The organism is Tepidibacter sp. Z1-5, assembly GCF_037844525.1.
Classification (GTDB): Bacteria; Bacillota; Clostridia; order Peptostreptococcales; family Peptostreptococcaceae; genus Tepidibacter_A.
This window is the reverse complement of record NZ_JBBMMD010000080.1, coordinates 1-20083: the sequence shown is the minus strand read 5'-3', so window position 1 is coordinate 20083 and position 20083 is coordinate 1. Positions and strand designations below refer to the sequence as shown.

General features: G+C 30.6%; 19 protein-coding genes. 7 read left to right on the top strand and 12 right to left on the bottom strand.

All coding sequences use genetic code 11. The features are described from left to right. Positions 1 to 6: 6 nt before the first annotated feature. The 7 genes from spoVAD to spoIIAA form a co-directional block, all read right to left on the bottom strand. Complete coding sequence (spoVAD, locus tag WJW32_RS13945) at positions 7 to 1017, bottom strand: stage V sporulation protein AD (protein WP_340259389.1); 1011 nt, start codon at positions 1015 to 1017, stop codon at positions 7 to 9. Between the two features lie 13 nt (positions 1018 to 1030). Then, on the bottom strand, positions 1031 to 1459 hold the full coding sequence (gene spoVAC, locus WJW32_RS13940) for a stage V sporulation protein AC (RefSeq protein ID WP_340259387.1): 429 nt from the start codon (positions 1457 to 1459) through the stop codon (positions 1031 to 1033). 10 nt (positions 1460 to 1469) lie between these two features. Next, complete coding sequence (locus WJW32_RS13935) at positions 1470 to 1880, bottom strand: stage V sporulation protein AB (RefSeq protein WP_340259385.1); 411 nt, start codon at positions 1878 to 1880, stop codon at positions 1470 to 1472. Positions 1881 to 1890: 10 nt separating this feature from the next. Then, the gene (locus tag WJW32_RS13930; protein WP_340259382.1) at positions 1891 to 2481 is read right to left on the bottom strand and encodes a hypothetical protein; all 591 of its coding nucleotides are present in this window, start codon (positions 2479 to 2481) and stop codon (positions 1891 to 1893) included. A 306-nt stretch (positions 2482 to 2787) separates the two neighbouring features. After that, the gene (gene sigF, locus WJW32_RS13925) at positions 2788 to 3552 is read right to left on the bottom strand and encodes an RNA polymerase sporulation sigma factor SigF (protein ID WP_340259380.1); all 765 of its coding nucleotides are present in this window, start codon (positions 3550 to 3552) and stop codon (positions 2788 to 2790) included. A gap of 11 nt (positions 3553 to 3563) precedes the next feature. Then, entirely contained in the window at positions 3564 to 4001 is a 438-nt protein-coding gene (spoIIAB, locus tag WJW32_RS13920) for an anti-sigma F factor (protein WP_340259378.1), read from the bottom strand. 12 nt (positions 4002 to 4013) lie between these two features. Next, positions 4014 to 4349 (bottom strand): anti-sigma F factor antagonist, encoded by a 336-nt coding sequence (gene spoIIAA / locus WJW32_RS13915; RefSeq protein WP_340259376.1) that lies wholly within the window; start codon positions 4347 to 4349, stop codon positions 4014 to 4016. Between the two features lie 301 nt (positions 4350 to 4650). On the opposite strand from spoIIAA, the gene WJW32_RS13910 reads away from it, so the two are divergent. Beyond that, positions 4651 to 5880, top strand: coding sequence for an LL-diaminopimelate aminotransferase (locus WJW32_RS13910; protein WP_340259374.1), 1230 nt, complete (start codon positions 4651 to 4653; stop codon positions 5878 to 5880). Between the two features lie 212 nt (positions 5881 to 6092). Next, positions 6093 to 7523 carry a Na+/H+ antiporter NhaC family protein gene (locus WJW32_RS13905; RefSeq protein WP_340259372.1) on the top strand — a complete coding sequence of 477 codons (1431 nt, stop codon included), beginning with the start codon at positions 6093 to 6095 and terminating at the stop codon, positions 7521 to 7523. A 186-nt stretch (positions 7524 to 7709) separates the two neighbouring features. Here WJW32_RS13905 and WJW32_RS13900 read toward each other — a convergent pair whose 3' ends face one another. Then, on the bottom strand, positions 7710 to 9293 hold the full coding sequence (locus tag WJW32_RS13900; protein ID WP_340259370.1) for a DEAD/DEAH box helicase: 1584 nt from the start codon (positions 9291 to 9293) through the stop codon (positions 7710 to 7712). Positions 9294 to 9831: 538 nt separating this feature from the next. Here WJW32_RS13900 and pflB point away from each other — a divergent pair. From pflB to WJW32_RS13885, 3 genes are all read left to right on the top strand, one after another. Continuing rightward, positions 9832 to 12060: a formate C-acetyltransferase gene (pflB, locus tag WJW32_RS13895; RefSeq protein ID WP_445330248.1), complete on the top strand. Its 2229-nt coding sequence runs from the start codon at positions 9832 to 9834 to the stop codon at positions 12058 to 12060. Between the two features lie 249 nt (positions 12061 to 12309). Further along, a complete protein-coding gene (gene pflA, locus WJW32_RS13890) occupies positions 12310 to 13047 on the top strand; it encodes a pyruvate formate-lyase-activating protein (RefSeq protein WP_340259366.1) in 738 nt (245 codons plus the stop codon). Between the two features lie 446 nt (positions 13048 to 13493). Further along, on the top strand, positions 13494 to 14006 hold the full coding sequence (locus tag WJW32_RS13885; protein ID WP_340259364.1) for a hypothetical protein: 513 nt from the start codon (positions 13494 to 13496) through the stop codon (positions 14004 to 14006). A 285-nt stretch (positions 14007 to 14291) separates the two neighbouring features. Here WJW32_RS13885 and thiI read toward each other — a convergent pair whose 3' ends face one another. The 3 genes from thiI to WJW32_RS13870 form a co-directional block, all read right to left on the bottom strand. Then, positions 14292 to 15467 carry a tRNA uracil 4-sulfurtransferase ThiI gene (thiI, locus tag WJW32_RS13880; RefSeq protein WP_340259362.1) on the bottom strand — a complete coding sequence of 392 codons (1176 nt, stop codon included), beginning with the start codon at positions 15465 to 15467 and terminating at the stop codon, positions 14292 to 14294. A 4-nt stretch (positions 15468 to 15471) separates the two neighbouring features. Further along, entirely contained in the window at positions 15472 to 16623 is a 1152-nt protein-coding gene (locus tag WJW32_RS13875) for a cysteine desulfurase family protein (protein WP_340259360.1), read from the bottom strand. A 159-nt stretch (positions 16624 to 16782) separates the two neighbouring features. Beyond that, the gene (locus tag WJW32_RS13870) at positions 16783 to 17382 is read right to left on the bottom strand and encodes a lactate utilization protein (RefSeq protein WP_340259358.1); all 600 of its coding nucleotides are present in this window, start codon (positions 17380 to 17382) and stop codon (positions 16783 to 16785) included. Between the two features lie 373 nt (positions 17383 to 17755). Here WJW32_RS13870 and WJW32_RS13865 point away from each other — a divergent pair, with 373 nt between their 5' ends. After that, a complete protein-coding gene (locus tag WJW32_RS13865; RefSeq protein WP_340259356.1) occupies positions 17756 to 18745 on the top strand; it encodes an asparaginase in 990 nt (329 codons plus the stop codon). 151 nt (positions 18746 to 18896) lie between these two features. Continuing rightward, positions 18897 to 19457, top strand: a complete 561-nt coding sequence (locus WJW32_RS13860; protein WP_340259353.1) for a beta-class carbonic anhydrase — start codon at positions 18897 to 18899, stop codon at positions 19455 to 19457. Between the two features lie 26 nt (positions 19458 to 19483). On the opposite strand, the gene WJW32_RS13855 is transcribed toward WJW32_RS13860, so the two are convergent. Next, on the bottom strand, positions 19484 to 20083 hold a 600-nt coding region (locus WJW32_RS13855), incomplete at its 5' end, for a YbhB/YbcL family Raf kinase inhibitor-like protein (protein ID WP_340259351.1).

Here is a 20083-nt window from a genome sequence, read left to right as displayed (position 1 = left end):
CACCTCCTAATTCTCTATAATCACAGCATGAGCTATTGATGGTATGCTTTGCTTTTGAAGTGTGCTTGTAGGAGACATCAATGCCCCTGTTGATACTAACATAACTTTGTTTATTTCTTTATTTTTTAATTTTTTGTATATGTATCCATTAAATACACTAGCAGAACATCCACAACCACTTCCGCCAGAGTGAGTATCTTGCTTTTTATGGTCAAATATTTCTATTCCACAATCCATATATACCCTAGATATGTCATACCCTTCTTTATTTATAAAATCGAGAAGAATCTCGCCTCCTACTATTCCTAGATCTCCTGTTGCGATTATGTCAAAACTGTCTATGTCATCTTTTGTATCATCAAAGTATGCTTTTATTGTATCAACTGCTGCAGGAGCCATGGCTGGTCCCATATTATTAACATCAGTTATACCCTTATCTATAACCTTACCAGTAGTTATCCTTTTTATCTTAGGTCCTTCTCCTTTTGATGATATAACACTTGCTCCTGTTCCTGTAACTGTCCACTGAGCAGTCATAGGTCGTTGATTTCCAAGTTCTAGAGGAAATCTAAACTGTCTCTCAGCTGTACAAAAATGACTTGAAGTCGCAGCTACTACTAAATCTGAAAATCCCCCATCTACAATCATAGATGCAATACTCATAGATTCTGACATTGTAGAACAAGCTCCATAAACTCCAAAGAACGGTCTTTTTAAATCTCTTGCAGCAAATGATGTAGACATAAGTTGATTGAGTAAGTCCCCCGCCACTATATAATCAACCTCATTGAGTACATGATCACTTTTATCTACAGCCATTTTTATAACTTCTCTTATCATTTTGCTCTCTGCGAGTTCCCAGCTATCTTCTCCAAATAAATCATCCTTTAAGATTATATCAAAATAAGCCTTCAGTGGTCCCTCTCCTTCTTTTGGACCAACTATTGACCCAGTTGATACTATAACAGGGTTATTTAATAACTGTATTGTTTGATTTCCTAATCTTTTCTTTGCCATAGTAATCTCCTTTCTAACTAATGCCTAAGAAGTAGTAAATTAGGCCAAGTATTACCGAGCTACCTATTCCATATACAAGAACAGGACCTGCTATTGTAAACATTTTTGCTGCAACCCCAAGTACATATCCTTCCCTCTTATACTCCATAGCTGGAGATACTATAGAATTAGAAAAACCAGTTATCGGAACAATTGAACCTGCTCCAGCCCTTCTTCCAAGCAAATCATATACTCCTATTCCTGTAAAAAATGCACCTAAAAATATAAGAGTTATAGAAGTTGCAGTAGATGCCATTTTTTTATCAAGACCATACTTTATATAACTATTTAATATAAACTGCCCTAAATCACATATTAACCCACCTACAACAAATGCCCATATGCAGTTTTTAAGGTATGTAGGCTTAGGACTTTTATCATCTACATATTTTTTGTAATCCATATAATCACCTCTATTTCAATATTGTCCAATTTACTATAGAACCTACGGTCTTTCCTATTAATAAAACTATTATTATATACTTGATCATCCCTTGTATGTTGAGCCTTCTCTCCATAACTGGTATAACATCTACCGCTTCTGCAAGAGCAGATGCTAACATTCCTATAAATATGCCATAGAATGTGCCAAGTAATATTACACATATAATTCCAAAATCAAAGGATATATCTATAAGTGAAAATAGACTTCCAACAAAAGCTCCCGATATCAACATATACTCATATCTTCCTAAATAATGATAAGTTTTAGTTATCTGACAAAGTCTTGGAATTATATCTAGTAAAGTAAGAAGCGCTACTATACCTGATCCAACTACTATACCTTCTGAAAATCCTAATACAGTTACAAATGTTAGTTTCAAACCGTCCTCCTTATTGCTTATTATTTTCAATGATATAAGATTGTACCTCACTTTTAAAAGTAGATACTTCTAGTTCTAGTGGACTTGGCTCTGACTTTGAGAAATTTGGTATAACCTTATTGTAAAATACAGCAACCCCTGTTCCTATTCCTAACGAATATGCTATTTGAAACAAGAATAAATTCTCCGTCTCACTTCCTGTTAATATTCTGAGTATTGTCTTATGAGATTTAACCATATCTACATCTGAATGAAAGTTAATTATAGCCATTCCAGCCCCTAGAAACAGTATTATGCATACAAATAAAACTCTTATAAACAACATATTATCCTTTTTAGGATTCTCAAAATGTATCAATAAATCATCAAATTCTAAAAAGTTAACCTTAACATAGCTGTTTTGATTATTCATTCTATTAATAACCTCGCCAAGTTCTATAACCTCATAATCCTTACTAACTCCATTTACATGAGCAATTATTATATCTTTGACCAAATCTTCATTTTGTGAAGGATATATATAAAACAAATCCTTCAAATATAAATCTTTTATATTTTTTTCAAACTTCAAATTCTTTTTAGGTTTTAAATATATTTCCACTTTCAATCCCCCTTTTCATACAATTATTATTTACAAAAACACTTAAATAATTCAATTTAAAAATGAAGATTATTTAAATGTTAGCTATTTTTAAGTTGACATTTTACTATAAAACTTGAATTATGCTGTTAAAATATCCGTTAAAAAAGTTCTTTGTCTGACCATAGGGAGTTTAGAACTTTTAGGGTATTTTATAAAGCAGAATCTCTAGTTTTATTAAAATGTTGACTAAATAGCGTTATTTAAATAATCTTCATTTTGGATTAAGTACAAAACAAAAGGCCATACAATTAGTATGACCCTTTCTCAACTTATCATATTTTTAAGTTTTCCTAAAACCTTCTTTTCAATCCTCGACACCTGAACCTGAGATATTCCAAGCTCATTCCCTATCTCACTTTGTGTTCTATCTTCAAAATACCTTAAAACTATAATTTGTCTTTCTCTTTTTTCTAACTTTCCTAGCACTTGCTTTAAAAGTAAATTATCCACTATTTTTTCGTCATCCATAGTTTTAGCTTGACTTATCTTATCTATAAGACATATAGGAGATCCTTCATCCTCATGTATAACACCGTGCAAATACTCAACTGATGAATTTGATTCAAGAGCCATAACTATATCTTCCTTACATACCTCAAGAGACTTTGCAACCTCTTCAATTGTAGGTTCTCGTCCAAGTTTTTTGGATAGTATTTCAGTTTCCATCTTAGTCTTTGTAGCAAGTTGTTTTAGAGATCTTGATACCTTAATCATCCCATCATCTCTTAAGTATCGTTTTATCTCTCCTAAAATCATAGGTACTGCATATGTAGAAAATCTCACATTAAATGTAGAATCAAACTTATATATAGATTTTATAAGCCCTATTGAACCTAATTGAAATAGATCATCTCTTTCATAACCTATATTCATAAATTTATTTACAACACTTCTGACTAGCCCTAAATTACTTTCTATTAAAATATCTTTTGACTGTTCATCTCCATCTTGAGCTTTTCTTATAAGAGCTAGAGTTTCCTCATGGCTAAGTAAATGTCTTTTTTTATCACTTACAGCAGGCATCACCATAATTATTACCCCTAATCTTTATTTTTATTGGATTTTATAGTCTTTTTCATAACTAATTTAGTTCCTTCCCCCAAAATAGAAGATATCTCTATGCTATCCATAAATGTTTCCATTACCGTAAACCCCATACCAGATCTCTCAAGCTCAGGCTTTGAAGTATAAAGCGGTTGTATTGCCATATCTACATCCTTTATTCCATTACCTTTATCTTCTACTACTACCTTTATAGTATCTTCATATATTTCACTTCTTACATAAACAAATTTACTTTCATCTTCATCATATCCATGAATTATAGCATTCGTAACAGCCTCAGATACAGCAGTTTTTATATCTGCTATTTCATCTATTGTGGGATCCAGTTGAGATGCAAAAGAAGCAACTACCACCCTAGCAAAAGACTCATTCTCAGATTTGGCTAAAAAACTAATTTCCATATAATTCTTCATCGTTTTTCCCCCTTATAAAGAACTTATTGCTTCTTCGTAATCGTTATAAATTCCTATTATCTTATCTATGCCTGATAAGTCAAATATTCTTTTAACATGCTTGTTTAAGTTTAATGCTATTACCTTTCCTCCAGTTTCTGAAAGCTTTCTATATCTTCCTATAATAACCCCCACTCCTGAGGAATCCATAAAGTTCATATTTTTTAAATCAAATATAACATTTTTTATAGAATTTTTATCTATAGCCATATCAATCTCTTCCCTTACATCTGAAGCTATATGATGATCTAACTCTCCATATAGTTCAACAATCAAATTTCTGTTATCTATTTTATAGTTTATATCCAATGTTATCCCCCCTTGTAAATGCTCTTACATACTTTCTATAAAATATCCCTTCATTCCTCCATAAAATTTTAACTACTTTTGTAGAATTAACATAAAAAAAGCGCTAATAATTAACACTTCTTTACAATTTATATGAAGGTTTGGTTATATGCGACACCATTATTCACTTTATCAAAAGCCATATTTCCATAACATTTTTATTTTATATTGTATCAAATCATTCAAACTATTAATAAGATATTTTAAGATTTAGTTTAATCATTTTTTAACAGTTTGCTTTTCATCTAAAGGAGGATTTTCTATGGATTTTGTCGATAATAAAATAGCTGATCGTTTAGGAGGAGTTGATTTTTTTAATAAATCCAAAGATTACAAGTTTGAGTCTATAAAAAAAGAAAAAGAAATAATCAAAAATAAATATCCAAATACAAAAATTATAGATATGGGCGTTGGAGAGCCAGATCTTGCTGCTGATATTAATATCTGTAAAGTACTTTGCCAAGAGTGTTCTAAGCTTGAAAACAGACTGTACTCTGATAATGGAATATTGGAATTTCAAGAAGCTGCATGTAGCTTTTTAAAAAAGATATACAAACTAGATAACATAGATCCATCTGCTAATATTATGCATGGAATAGGATCAAAGCCAATACTTGCCATGCTCCCTATGTGCTTTGTAAATCACGGAGATGTAGTTTTAACTACTGTTCCTGGTTATCCTGTATTAGCTACTTACTCTAAATTTTTGGGCGGTCATATATATAATTTACCTTTATATAAAGAAAATAACTTTTATCCAGATTTAAACTCTATACCTGATGATATACTCAAAAAATCAAAACTCTTATATATTAATTATCCAAACAATCCTACTGGACAAGTAGCTACTAAAGAATTTTACAAAAGAGTTGTAGATTTCGCTTATAAAAACGACATTTTAGTAGTTTGTGATTCAGCTTATAGTGCTCTTACATTCGATAGTGAACCTTTAAGTTTTTTGTCTATAGATGGAGCTATTGATGTTGGTATTGAAATACATTCTTTATCAAAATCGTTTAATATGACAGGATGGAGACTAGCTTTTATAGTATCTAATCCAAAAGTTATAAAGGCTTATGCTAATGTTAAAGGTCATACCGACTCTGGACAGTTTAGAGCAATTCAAAAGGCTGGAGCTTATGCTCTTAATCATCCCGAAATAATAACTAAAAATTGCATTAAATATTCAAGAAGATTTGATATGCTAGTTGATGCACTTTGCGATATAGGTTTTGATGCTACAAAGCCACAAGGAACCTTCTACTGCTATGTTTCTATTCCTAAAGGTACTAAGTCAGGTTATGTATTTAAAAATGCACAAGATGCTTCTATATATATTCTAAAAAATGCATTAATATCTACAGTACCTTGGGATGAAGGTGGAAGTTTTTTAAGATTTTCTGTAACCTTCGAAGCATGCAATCAATTACAGGAAAGATGTGTTATTGATGATTTAAAAGAAAGACTTCAAAAGCTTGAACTAGTATTTTAAAAAGAATTTGCTTTATGCTAACGCATTTTTCATGTCACCAATGAGTTATCAAGGCTACGTTAACGAAAATAGTTTCAAGTTTAACTTTTTAATAGATATTATCCATAAATTCAAAAAATATAATCTTTTTCTATTTTCTAACAATTGTTTGATTTTATCTAAACCTTCTAGTATTATTTATATGTTGAATTATTTTTTAAGGGGGTTTAAATATGACTTATGGATTTCTTAGCTTACTTCCATCATTAATTGCAATAATACTCGCTATAACTACAAAGCAAGTTTTTATTTCTTTATTCGCTGGAATATTAATAGGAAAATTAATAATGACTAATTGGTCATTTTTTCCTGCTTTAGGGCAAAGTATAGATTCAGTTGTTAACGTATTTTCTGAAGGATGGGTAACTAAAACTATCATCTTCTCTTTCTTAGTAGGTTCTGTAGTAACACTTATACAGGCTTCAGGTGGTGTTGAAGGATTTGTATATTACTTAACTGAGAAAAACAAGAAAATAAAGAACAGAAAGGCGGCTATGCTTTTAGCTTATTTCATAGGACTTGTAGTATTCATAGAATCCACTATAACTTCTTTAATTGTAGGTACTGTATCAAGACCTATATGTGATAAGTATAAGGTTTCTAGAGAAAAACTGGCCTATATTTGTGACTCTACATCTGCTCCTGTTTGTTCAATGCTTCCATTTAACTCTTGGGGGGCTACATTACTTGGACTTATAGCTGCTCAAGTAGGTGCTGGTGTTATCAGTGGTAATTCCGTTGATTTGCTTATTAAAAGTATTCCTTTTAATTTTTATGCTATATCTACTTTGATAACTCTTTTAATAATTATACTTACAGGTAAGGATTTTGGCCCTATGAAAAAAGCCGAATTAAGAGCTATGACAGAAGGTAAATTATTAAGAGACGGAGCTATGCCTGTAGTAGATCAAGATGCCATCGAAATTAATACCAAAGAAGGAATTGAACCTAATATGAATCATATGCTTTATCCTTTACTTGTTTTAGTTTTAATGATTCCTATTAGCCTTTATATTACAGGAGATGGTGTAATCTTTAACGGTTCTGGTTCAACCTCAGTGTTTTGGGCAGTTCTTGCATCATTAGTTTTTAGTGGTTTTTATTATATAGGTAAGCGACTTATGAGTCTTAATGAGTTTATGGATTATGTTTATAAGGGTGCTGGTGCTATGATACCAGTTGCTGCAATACTTGCATTTGCATTTGCTATTGGAAATATCTCAAGCGATCTTGAAACTGGTAATTATATGGCAAGCTTAGTTGAAGGTAGACTTAATGGTTCATTTGGACCTGCCGTTATATTTATAATGTCTAGTATAATAGCATTTTCAACTGGAACAAGTTTTGGAACTTTTGCTATAATGATTCCTATAGCTATTCAAATGGCCGTTGCCATGGATGCAAACATATATATGAGTATAGGTGCTGTAATTTCAGGAGCTATAATGGGAGATCACAGTTCTCCTATATCAGATACTACTATAGTTTCATCAATGGCATCTGCATCAGATCATATAGATCATGTAAAAACGCAGCTCCCTTATGCTTTACTTAATGGAGCTATAGCACTTATACTTTATATAGTTTTAGGAGTTTTACTATAATTCATTAGTAATAAAAAATTCATCTACTCGCTAACTCGGTGACTCATATCGCCAACGGTCCTTACAGGCTCCGTTGCTCAAAAATAATTGTAGGTGTAGGTGTTTCATCAATATTATCCACAATTTAAAAATCATATAATTTCCTTAAGCGTAAAAAAGCTGTTGACTCAGTCAACAACTTTTTTATTACTTTTTATTAGCAGGCTCTATATTTATAGTCTTACCTTTTATAGTATTATTTTTCATTATAGTTAAAACATCATTCGCATGCTCTCTTGGAACCTCAACGAAAGTATATCCGTCATATATATCTATAGTTCCTATTAACTTTCCTGAAATACCAGTTTCTCCAGCTATAGCTCCCAAGATATCTTTAGGTCTTATGTTTTGCTTTCTACCTATGTTTATAAATAATCTTACCATTCCTGATTCTGCACCAGTATTTTCAAATGAATCTTCTTGTTTTATTTCTTCTTTATTTTGATCACCCATTGACATTTTAAGAAGTGCAGCAGCTATATCTAAAGAAGTATATTCTTCCATTAACTTCTCTAAGAAATTAACTTGATTTGTTAAGTGTCCTTCTTCTATAACATTCTTAACTTTTTCTAAGAATACATTAGTTTTTATTTCTTCAACATCACTAAGAGACGGTATATCATGTCTTTTCATATTAGCTTTAGTATATTTTTGAATATCTCTTAATTTATAGATTTCTTTCTTTCCTGAAATGAAAGAGAATGCACGTCCTGATCTTCCCGCACGTCCTGTTCTTCCTATTCTGTGTACGTAGTATTCATCATCTTGTGGCACATCATAGTTAAATACACACTCTACATCATCAACGTCTATACCTCTAGCCGCTACATCTGTTGCAACTAGTATTTCTATAGTTCTGTTTCTGAATTTAGCCATTACATTATCTCTTTGCGATTGCTTTAAATCCCCGTGAAGTGCATCAGCAAAGTATCCTCTTAATTGAAGCTCCGATACTAATTCATCAACTTTTCTCTTTGTATTACAGAATACAACCGATAATTTAGGATTGTATATATCTATAAGTCTTGATAATATATCTGATTTATTCTTAGATTTTGTCTCTATATAAAACTGCTCTATATTTGGAACTGTTAAAGCCTTACGAACAACCTTTACATGTTGAGGATTTTTTTGATACTTCTTTGTAAGATTTAATATTGCTTTTGGCATTGTTGCTGAAAAGAAAGTAGTCTGTCTTTGCTCTGGAAGTTGTTGTAATATAGTTTCTATATCTTCTCTGAATCCCATATCTAGCATTTCATCCGCTTCATCTAAAACAATTGTCTTTACATTTCCAAGCTTTAATGTATTACGATTCATATGATCCATAACTCTACCAGGAGTACCTATAACGATCTGAACTCCTTTTTTTAATGCTTTTATCTGACGATCGATCGGTTGTCCACCATATACAGGTAGTGTTCTTAAGTTTTTCTTGTACTTAGCTAATTTTCCTATTTCTCCAGCTACCTGAATAGCTAATTCTCTTGTAGGGCATAAAATTATAGCCTGTACACTATTATCTTTTTCATTAACCATATCCAAAACAGGAATACCAAAGGCTGCTGTTTTACCCGTACCAGTTTGTGCTTGCCCTATTATATCTTTTCCTGCTAATATATGTGGTATTGCTTGAGCTTGTATAGGAGATGGCTCTTCAAATCCCATGTCAGCTATAGCTTGCTTTATTTCTTTTGATATTTCCAAATTTTCAAATTTTATGTTTTCCATATATATATTACCTTTCCTTTCGTTTTTACGTCTCTCTTGCTCATCTTTTCAATTATATATATATTGCTGTTATTATGCAACAAATATTTTTTATTTCTTTATTATTTATATATTTTATGTAATTTAAAGCTTTTAATACAATTTTTCTTCTTTAATAAATAGGTAGATTTTCTTAATTATATTAGTGCAATTATTAGTGCAATTTTTAATTATTTTTGTATGTCAATATTTTTATTGTACATATTTTTTACTTTTTTTGTATTTTTTTGTATACACGACAGTTTAATCTAAAATTATACAATCATAGACATTATGTAAAAATATTTTTGTAAGTTATTTTTTATTTTTTATTGTTTTATAATTTTTTTTAAAATTACGTATAATAACTTTGTTTAAATTTATCGAATTATCAGAACTATTAACTTTTCGTAACATTTGAATATTGTATACAAAGTTCTATAGTTTTGTGTTATTATATTTTTAACAAAGAAATTATTTTAATTGCTAAACTATTACTTTCTAAGGAGTGATTTTAATGATACAAGCATGGGAAACTTTTAAAACTGGAAAATGGGCTAAAGAAATAGATGTAAGAGACTTTATCCAACTTAACTATACACCATATGAAGGAAATGATTCTTTCTTATCAGGTGCTACTGAAAACACTAAAAAATTATGGAATGATGTTTCAGCTTTAATGAAAAAAGAAGTTGAAAATGGCGGTACTTTAGATGTTGATACAAAAACTGTATCTGCTATAAATGCTTATAGTGCTGGATATATAAATAAAGACTTAGAAACTATTGTTGGTCTTCAAACTGATGCACCTCTTAAAAGAGCTGTAATGCCTTATGGTGGAATCAGAATGGTTGATAATTCTTGTAAAGCTTACGGATATGAACTTGATTCAAATGTTAAAGAAATTTTCTCTAACTACAGAAAAACTCATAACGACGGAGTATTTGACGCTTACACTCCTGAAATGAGAGCTGCTAGAAGTGCTGGTATAATAACTGGTCTTCCAGATGCTTACGGTAGAGGTAGAATAATCGGAGACTACAGAAGAATAGCTCTTTACGGTATAGATAGATTAATAGAAGATAAAAATAATCAAAAAGAATCTTTAAATGTTATGACAATGGATGAAGATATTATAAGATTAAGAGAAGAAATATCTGAGCAAATCAAAGCTTTAAAAGAAATGATTAAAATGGGATCTGAATACGGATTTGATTTATCAAGACCTGCTCAAAATGCTAAAGAAGCTGTTCAATGGACATACTTTGGTTACCTTTCGGCTGTTAAAGATCAAAACGGAGCTGCAATGAGTTTAGGTAGAGTTTCTACATTCCTTGATATTTATTTTGAAAGAGATATTAAAAACGGAGTTTTAACTGAGGATGAAGCTCAAGAAATAATGGATCACTTCGTTATGAAGCTTAGAATGGTTAGATTCTTAAGAACTGCTGAGTACAATGATTTATTCTCTGGAGATCCAACTTGGGTAACTGAAACTGTAGGTGGTATGGGTGTTGACGGAAGAACACTTGTTACTAAAACTGCTTTTAGAACATTAAATACTCTATATACTTTAGGTGCTGCACCAGAACCTAACTTAACTGTACTTTGGTCTAAAGACCTTCCAGAAAACTTTAAAAAATTCTGTTCTAAGGTTTCTATAGATACAAGCTCTATCCAATACGAAAATGATGATTTAATGAGAACTTATTGGGGAGACGATTACGGTATAGCTTGTTGTGTTTCTGCTATGAAAATTGGTAAGCAAATGCAATTCTTCGGAGCTAGATGTAACCTTGCTAAAGCACTTTTATACGCTATAAACGGTGGTGTAGATGAGAAGAAAGGAATCCAAGTAGGACCTAAATTCGCTCCTATTACTTCTGAGTATTTAGAGTTTGATGAAGTTATGGAGAAGTTTGACCTATTCCTTGACTGGTTAGCTAATTTATATGTAAATACATTAAATATAATTCACTACATGCATGATAAATATTCTTATGAGAAAGCTCAAATGGCTTTACATGATAGAGATGTATTTAGAACTATGGCTTGTGGTATAGCTGGTCTTTCTGTATGTGCTGACTCTTTATCAGCTATAAAGCATGCTAAAGTTAAGGTTGTAAGAGATGAGAATGGTATGGCTGTTGATTTTGAAACTGAAGGAGATTTCCCTAAGTTTGGAAACAATGATGATGCAGTTGATTCATTAGCATCTGATTTAGTTGAGACATTTATGAACAAGATAAGAAAGAACAAAACTTACAGAAATTCTCTACACACTCAATCTATATTAACTATAACTTCAAACGTAGTTTATGGTAAGAAAACTGGTAATACTCCTGATGGAAGAAAAGCTGGAGAGCCATTCGGACCTGGAGCTAACCCAATGCACGGAAGAGATACAAAAGGTTGTCTTGCTTCTATATCTTCAGTTGCTAAGCTTCCATATGAGCATTCTCAAGATGGTATTTCTTACACATTTACTGTAGTTCCTAAAGCTATAGGTAAAACCGAAGAAGAAAGAATAAATAACTTAACATTCTTACTTGATGGATATTTCATTCAAAATGGACACCACATCAACGTAAACGTATTCGATAAAGAAACTTTACTTGATGCTATGGATCACCCTGAAAAGTATCCTCAACTTACAATCCGTGTATCTGGTTATGCAGTTAACTTTATAAAATTAACTAGAGAACAACAAATGGATGTTATAACTAGAACATTCCACTCAAATATGTAATATTTCATAAAGTCCTAACAGATTTGTTAGGGCTTTATTTTCTATAAAAAAATTCGTCTACTCGCTACGCGGTGACTCATGTCGCCAACGATCCCTAACGGGCTCCGTTGCTCAAAAATAGTTGTAAGTATAGTTTTTCAACCAACGTTATCCTCTGATTCAAAATCATATAGTTTTAAAACTATAGTACATTATGTGATAGAATAAAGGAAATTTTATTTTAAATCTTAATTTAAGGTGGTGTTTTGTATGGGTATTAAAGGTAGAGTACACTCTTTAGAAACTTTTGGAACTGTAGACGGTCCAGGAATTAGATTTATAGTATTTACTCAAGGATGTCCTCTTAGATGCAAATATTGTCACAATAGAGACACATGGGATACTAAAGGCGGAAATGAATACGATGTCGATGAACTCATAGATGAGATTGTAAAATATAAACCTTTTATGATTTCATCAGGCGGAGGTCTTACTGTATCTGGTGGTGAGCCGACTTTACAACCTGAGTTTTTAAAAAACTTGCTTATGAAGGCTAAAGATAATGATATACACACAGCTATAGATACTTCTGGATTTGTAGATATAGACATTATAGATCCTATACTTGATTATACAGACTTAATTTTGCTTGATATAAAACATATAAATAGAGATGCTTTTAAAGATTTAACTGGTATTTACAATGATAAAACTTTAAATCTAGCGAAGCATTTATCTGATAAAAAAATCCCTACTTGGATAAGATATGTATTAGTTCCAGGTATTACAGATAAAGAAGACGATATAAGAGATCTTTGTAAGTTTATAAATACACTTGATAATATAGAAAAAGTAGAGATACTTCCCTATCATTCTATGGGTAAATTCAAGTGGGAAGAACTTGGATATGACTATCCTTTAAAAGGAATTGAAGATGCAGGAGATGAAGATGTATTAAAAGCTTCTAAAATATTCAAAGAGTACGAAATAGATGTAGCAGTAAAATAAAGTGCAGGGATAAAATTTTGTCCCTGTGCTTTTTTGTTTATTCTGTGGGTTATTAAAAATATGGCTACAAAAATATCGCTCATGCAACAATATTTTGAAGAAACTAAGCCTTTGACTTATGAATAATTCTAAAATTTCTAAACTCCCTACGGTCAAACAACGAAATTTCTCAACGAATTATTCAACATCAAAGACTAAGTTTCTTAACAAAATATCTAAAAGCAGTCGCTAACATTTTCATAGCCATATTTTTTTATTTTAAGTTTCTACCACTAAAATACTATCTTCCCCTCTTTCGGAAAAAACATTTATTTTTTGATAATATACATCATTGTTTAGATTTATAAAATTTGTCTATGTATAATGTAAAAAATTTGAAATTCATATCTATCTTTACTATAATTAAATAAGATCACAATTTTAAGTTTAGATAGAAAGGAGATAAAATGAAACAAATAAAACTATACAATCTAATTTTTCCAATTTGGTTTTTATTATTTTTCCCACCAGTTATATTTATAACACTTATAGGTAATTTAATCATTGATTCATTGGTAATAATAGCTTGTTTTTTTATGTTCAATTTGGGGAACACACAAAACAATCTAAAAACCTTTTACAAAAGAAATATATTAAACGTTTGGACATTTGGATTTTTAGCAGATATTATAGGTGCTTTCCTATTGTTTTTATTAGTTATATGGGGAGATTTTGGTCTACCTGATGACTTAATCACAGGAATAAGTTACGACCCATTTAGCCATCCTTTGGCAGTTATAATAATATTATTTGCTATGTTGGTATCAACAGTTTTCATATTTATATTTAATTATAAATTTACTTTCCCCAAAGAGATTAAAGAACAAAAATTAAGATTGAAAGTATCAATTAGTATTGCAATTCTTACAATACCGTGGACATTCTTATTACCAGCTAAATGGTTTTATGATGGATTTTAATGTCTCATAAAACTAGTGATTATAAGACATATTATTCTTAAAAGTTAAATTTAAAAAGATGCTTATTAAAATGTTAGATACTCATTCTTAATATTTTTCCATAAAACTTAGATTATGGTGTTGAAATATTCGTTAAGAAAGTTCGTTGTCTGAGCATAGCGAGTTCAGAACTTTTAGGATATTTCATAAGGCGTAATCTTTAGTTTTATTAAAATATTATTAGAGTATCGGTATTTTAATGAGCATCTTTTTCGCTTAAGATCCCGATTTCACTTTTTTTAACAATTATAAAGTTATATCTATAACTTCCATATTCTCTATAGCTTCATCTATAAGCTTTTCTATATCAAGTTTTTGTTCTGATAACATTATTTTTTCAAGCTTTGGCTTAGTGATAGGATTTTTAGGTAAAAATACTGTACAGCAATCTTCTTCTGGTATTATGGAAGTTTCAAAAGTTCCTATCTTCTTAGCAATATCTACTATCTCACTTTTATCCATAGCTATTAAAGGTCTAAATACAGGTATATCAACAGATGCATTAGTAACAGTAAGTCCTTGTATAGTTTGAGATGCCACTTGTCCTATACTCTCTCCAGTTACAAGAGCATCACATCCTTTAGATATAGCGACTTTCTGCGCTATCTTCATCATAAATCTTCTAGATATAATTGTCATTTCTTCTTCTCTGCAATGCTCATTTATCTCTTTTTGTATAGGAAGAAGATTCACACTGTGCATTCTAAGTTTTCCACAATAAGTAGATAGGATTCTTGCTAATTCTTCTACCTTCTCCTTCGATCTCTCGCTAGTGAACGGATAACTATGGTAATGCATCAGTTCAAGATCAACTCCTCTTTTAGCCACCATCCAGCCAGCTACAGGAGAGTCTATTCCTCCAGACAATAATACCATTCCTTTTCCATTAGTTCCAAGAGGTAGTCCTCCATATCCATCTATTCTCTCCAGATAAGCTACACAAGCTTCTTCTCTTAGTTCTGCTTCAACCTTTACTTGTGGATTTCTTACATCAACTTTTAGATTTTCACCTAACTCAGATAGTAAATACCCACCTATATCTCTACTCATTTCAAGAGAAGTCATTCTAAATGTTTTATCCGTTCTTTTAGATTCAACTTTGAAAGTCTCTACATTCTCAAACTCCATTTTATCTTTTAATAGTTCAAGACATACTTCCTTTAATTTTTCATAATTATTTTCAAATTTAACAGCCGGACTTAAAGATACTATTCCAAATACTTTTCTAGCTTCTTCTATTATAGATTCGTAATCGTAATCTTCGATATCTATATAAATTCTTCCATACTGCTTGTACACTTTTAATTTACCTAATTTTTTTAAAGAATTTCTAATATTTTTTACAAGCTTGTCTTCAAATATATATCTATTCTTTCCCTTTACTCCTATTTCTCCATATCTTGCTATTACTACATTATACATTTGTTCACCTCTTATTTATTATAATTCTTAGTTCTTCAACCTTTTTCTTTATTATTCCAACAGCCTTCTTTATATCTTCTTCTTTGTTCATACTAGATAAGCTAAATCTTATAGCTCCTTCTATTTCTTTATTCGAAAGACCCATCTCTATTAGAACATGACTTCCTTTTTTCTTAGAAGAACAAGCTGATCCTGTTGATACATATATATTATCTTCTTCTAAGTAATGAAGAAGTATTTCTCCTTTTATACCTATAAACGATATATTTAATATATGGCATACTCCATCTTCACAACTATTTACCTTTATATCGTCTATGTTAGAGTTTATTTCATTCAACAATAGTTCTTTTAGATTATTAATCTTATCTATATTATCCTTTAAATTCTCCATTGTTATTCTAACAGCCTCAGATAGACCAAAAATCCCCGGTACATTTTCAGTTCCAGATCTAAATGCACTTTCTTGTCCTCCACCTGTTACAATAGACTTTATTTTAGTATTTTCTTTTATATATACAAAACCGATTCCCTTTGGACCGTGTATTTTGTGTCCACTTACAGACATTAAATCTATATTGTATTTTGATGGCTTAAAATCTATTTTTCCAAATGACTGTACTGCATCCACATGTAAGTATACTTTTCTTTTAAGTTTAGATAAGTATTTACCTACCTTATCAACTGGCTGAATAGCCCCAACTTCATTATTTACATGCATAATACTTACAAGTATTGTATCTTCTCTTAATGCTTTCTTGAAATCTTCAAAAGATATTAGTCCGTTTTCATCTATATCTAAATATGTAACCTCATATCCATCTTTTTCTAAATCTTTAAAAGTATTTAAAACTGAAGGATGCTCTATTTTAGTAGTTATTAAATGCTTACCACTTCTATGGTTAGCATAAGCTGTTCCTCTTATTATTATATTGTTAGATTCAGTTCCTCCAGATGTGAAAAATATTTCTTTTTCCTTAGCACCTACATACTTTGCTATTTCTTTTCTCGCATTTTTTATTTCTTTTTCTACTAAAACTCCTTTTCTATGTATAGAGGAAGGATTTGCATATTGATCAGTTAAAGCATAAACCATTTTGTCAACTACTTCCTTATACGGCTTAGTAGTTGCACTATTATCTAAATAAATTTCCATTTAATCACCTTCTAATTAATAAAATTCGCTTTATGTTGTTGCAAATTTAGTTTTTTAATCAATGTTATCTACATATTCAAAATTCTATAATTCCTTAATATATCTTTTATATATTTAAAGCCAAATAATATATTATATTATTTGGCTTTTGTTGTAAAGTTAATACCCGATTTCTTCGTTTAATATATATACTTTAAAATCTATCGTAGGTGGTTTTTTCTCTATTATACTTGTAACCATACACATTCTTTGCTCACCTTTACAATCTACACACGAGTCTATTTTTGCACACGGAACGTTGAGATTAAGTCTTCTAGCATTTTGTGGACATGCTGATGTCTTTATTCTATTCATAGCATCATCGTAATCTTTACATATTTTATTTATACCACATATAAGAATTACTTTCTTAGGTCCAAAGAACATTGATGCAACTCTGTTTCCTACACCATCTATATTTATTATTCTTCCATCCTCTAATATAGCATTTGTACTTGATAAGTATACATCAGAAAAAATAGCTTTTTTAAGAAGTTCCATTCTCTTACTAGGTTCAACCTTCCAATGCCAAAGCACTTCTTTAGATTTGTCTACAAGTTCATCATATACATCTATCTCTTGTATAGACATAGATCCCCCTATTGCCACTACATCATCTTCTTTGACTTCATTTAATAAATCTTTTTTAAGTTGATCTCTAGTTTCAAAGAATTTTGCTTCAATACCTCTTTTACTTAAATTATCCAATAAATTATTCATGAAAATCCCTCCTTTGCTTTACTTATAATAATATTATAACTTATTTATAACTCGAGTTATGCAATTTTTTAAGACAAGTCTAATCTAAAATTAAAAATACATTTTTATATTAAATTTCAGAAATTTATATTTTTTTTCGAAAAACTATTGCAAAATGTGTCGTATTTTGTTATACTATTTCTAGTGGTTATCCCCCTGGTAACCTCAATAAAATCTCTATTCCCAATACCCCTTTTGAACGGATTTTCACATTTTCGGATGTGAAGCCTGCCTATATGGCAGGTTTTTTTTTGCTTATTTTTATAATAACCATCTATAATTATGTTTAATATTATATAATTAATATACAGTATGTTTTAAGGAGGTAGTGTTTATGAATAAAAAAAAGGTTGCTATAGTCTTTACAGGCGGAACAATATCTATGACAGTAGATTCTCGAATAGGTGCTGCTATTCCTTCTCTTTCAGGCGAACAGATAATGTCTATGGTTACAAATATAGATAAAATAGCAGATATAGAGGTTGTTAATTTTTCAGAAATTCCAGGTCCTCATATGACCCCTGAAATGATGATGGATCTTAAGAATTTAATATCAGATTTAGTTGACAGAGATGATATAACTGGCGTTGTTGTAACTCATGGTACTGATAGTTTAGAAGAGACTGCTTATTTCTTAGATTTAACCCTTTATACTCAAAAACCAATAGTAGTTGTTGGAGCTATGAGAAATTCCTCAGAGCTTGGATACGATGGCCCAAGTAATCTCGCAGCAGCCGTTTGTACTGTTATAGCTGATGAAGCCCAAAATAAAGGTGTTTTAGTAGTTATGAATAACGAAGTAAACCTAGCATCTGAAGTAACTAAAACAAATACATTGAGTCTTGATACTTTTAAATCTATAACTTATGGCCCTCTTGGAATAATAGATGACAATAAGTTAATTCTTAATAGAGATATAGTTAGAAAACAACATATACATACTCATAAAGTTGAGCCTAATGTAGATATAATTAAAGTTGTAGTTGGAATGGATTCAAAATTTATAAAGTTCTCTATAGATTCAGGATCTAAAGGTATAGTTATAGAAGCTATGGGAAGAGGAAATATACCTCCAACTATGTTAGATGGAATTAGGTATGCAAAAGAAAAGAATATACCTATAGTTATAGTTTCTAGATGCCATTCAGGAAGAGTTTTAGATACTTATGGGTATGAAGGTTCAGGAAGAGATTTAGTAGAACTCGGATGCATATTAGGAGGAAATTTACCAGGTCAAAAAGCGAGAATAAAGTTAATGCTTGCTCTTGGAAAAACTAATGCTATAAATGAGATAAGAGATATATTCGAAGAAGGAATATATTAGTATAATTTTTAGACTGTTGCTGATATTATTGTTAACAGTCTTTTTATTCATTTTTTCCTTAATGTCCAATCTTATTTTTTAATAAGGGCTAGAAATCAAATGGGTTTAAGATTATAATAAATAAAATACCATTTGAAAAGGAGAGATATTTTTGAACAAACTAAAAGAAATATTAGCCCATAACAAATCATTCGTAGAAAATAAACAATACGAAGAATTTAAAGCTACAAAATATCCAGGTAAAAAAATGGTTATATTTTCATGTATGGATACAAGATTAACAGAACTACTTCCACGTGCATTAAATTTAAAAAATGGAGATGCAAAGATTATAAAAAATGCAGGCGGAGTAATTATGCATCCATTCGGAAGCGGAATGAGAAGTATTTTAATTGCAATATATGAATTACAGGCTGAAGAAATTTTTGTAATAGGACATCATGGATGCGGAATGAGTAGTCTAAATACAGATAAAACCATAGAAAAAATGCTAGACAAAGGTATATCAAAAGACACTATGTCAACGCTTGAATATGCAGGAATAAACCTAAAAAAATGGTTACATGGCTTTGATTGTGTACATGATTCCGTTAAACAAAGTGTACTAACTATAAAAAACCATCCATTAATACCTCAGTCTGTATTTGTTCATGGACTTATAATAGATCCTGAAACAGGCGAACTCGAAGTTGTTATAGATGGCTACAAATAAAAAAGAGGCATATGCCTCTTTTTTATTTATTTTTCATATTTTCCTTTTATAGTTGCCTCTTTCAAAACATGTCCCTGCATTGCTCTCATTATATTTTGATAATAAATATAACTATTTTCATCATAAGATATATCTATACTATCTACATCTAATGCATATACAGTTATTGCATACTCATGTGATCCTGATCCTTGTGGTGGCTTTGGCCCTCCATATCCACCTGCTCCAAAACTATTTTTTAGTTCTATTCCTATATTTGATACACCTTCTTGAATAGATGTTATATCTTCTGGAATATCCACTACCGCCCAGTGTACCCAATTATCTGCCCAATCATGTTCATCATGCATTACAATTACATATGATTTTACATTTTCAACATGCCCTGTCCAAGTTAAAGGTATACTTATATTTTGTGCATTTAGTATTGTATATCCATTAGGTTGACTACCATTTAAACAATACTTATCTGGTATAGTTTGTCCATCATCAAATGCAGAAGAAGTTACTTTTAATTCTTGTGGCGTTGTATCTTTTACTTCTATTATATATCTCGCTGTATTTCCCTTATCAAACTCTACTGTTAATTCTACATCTCCTACTACTTTAGTTGCCATGTATTCTTT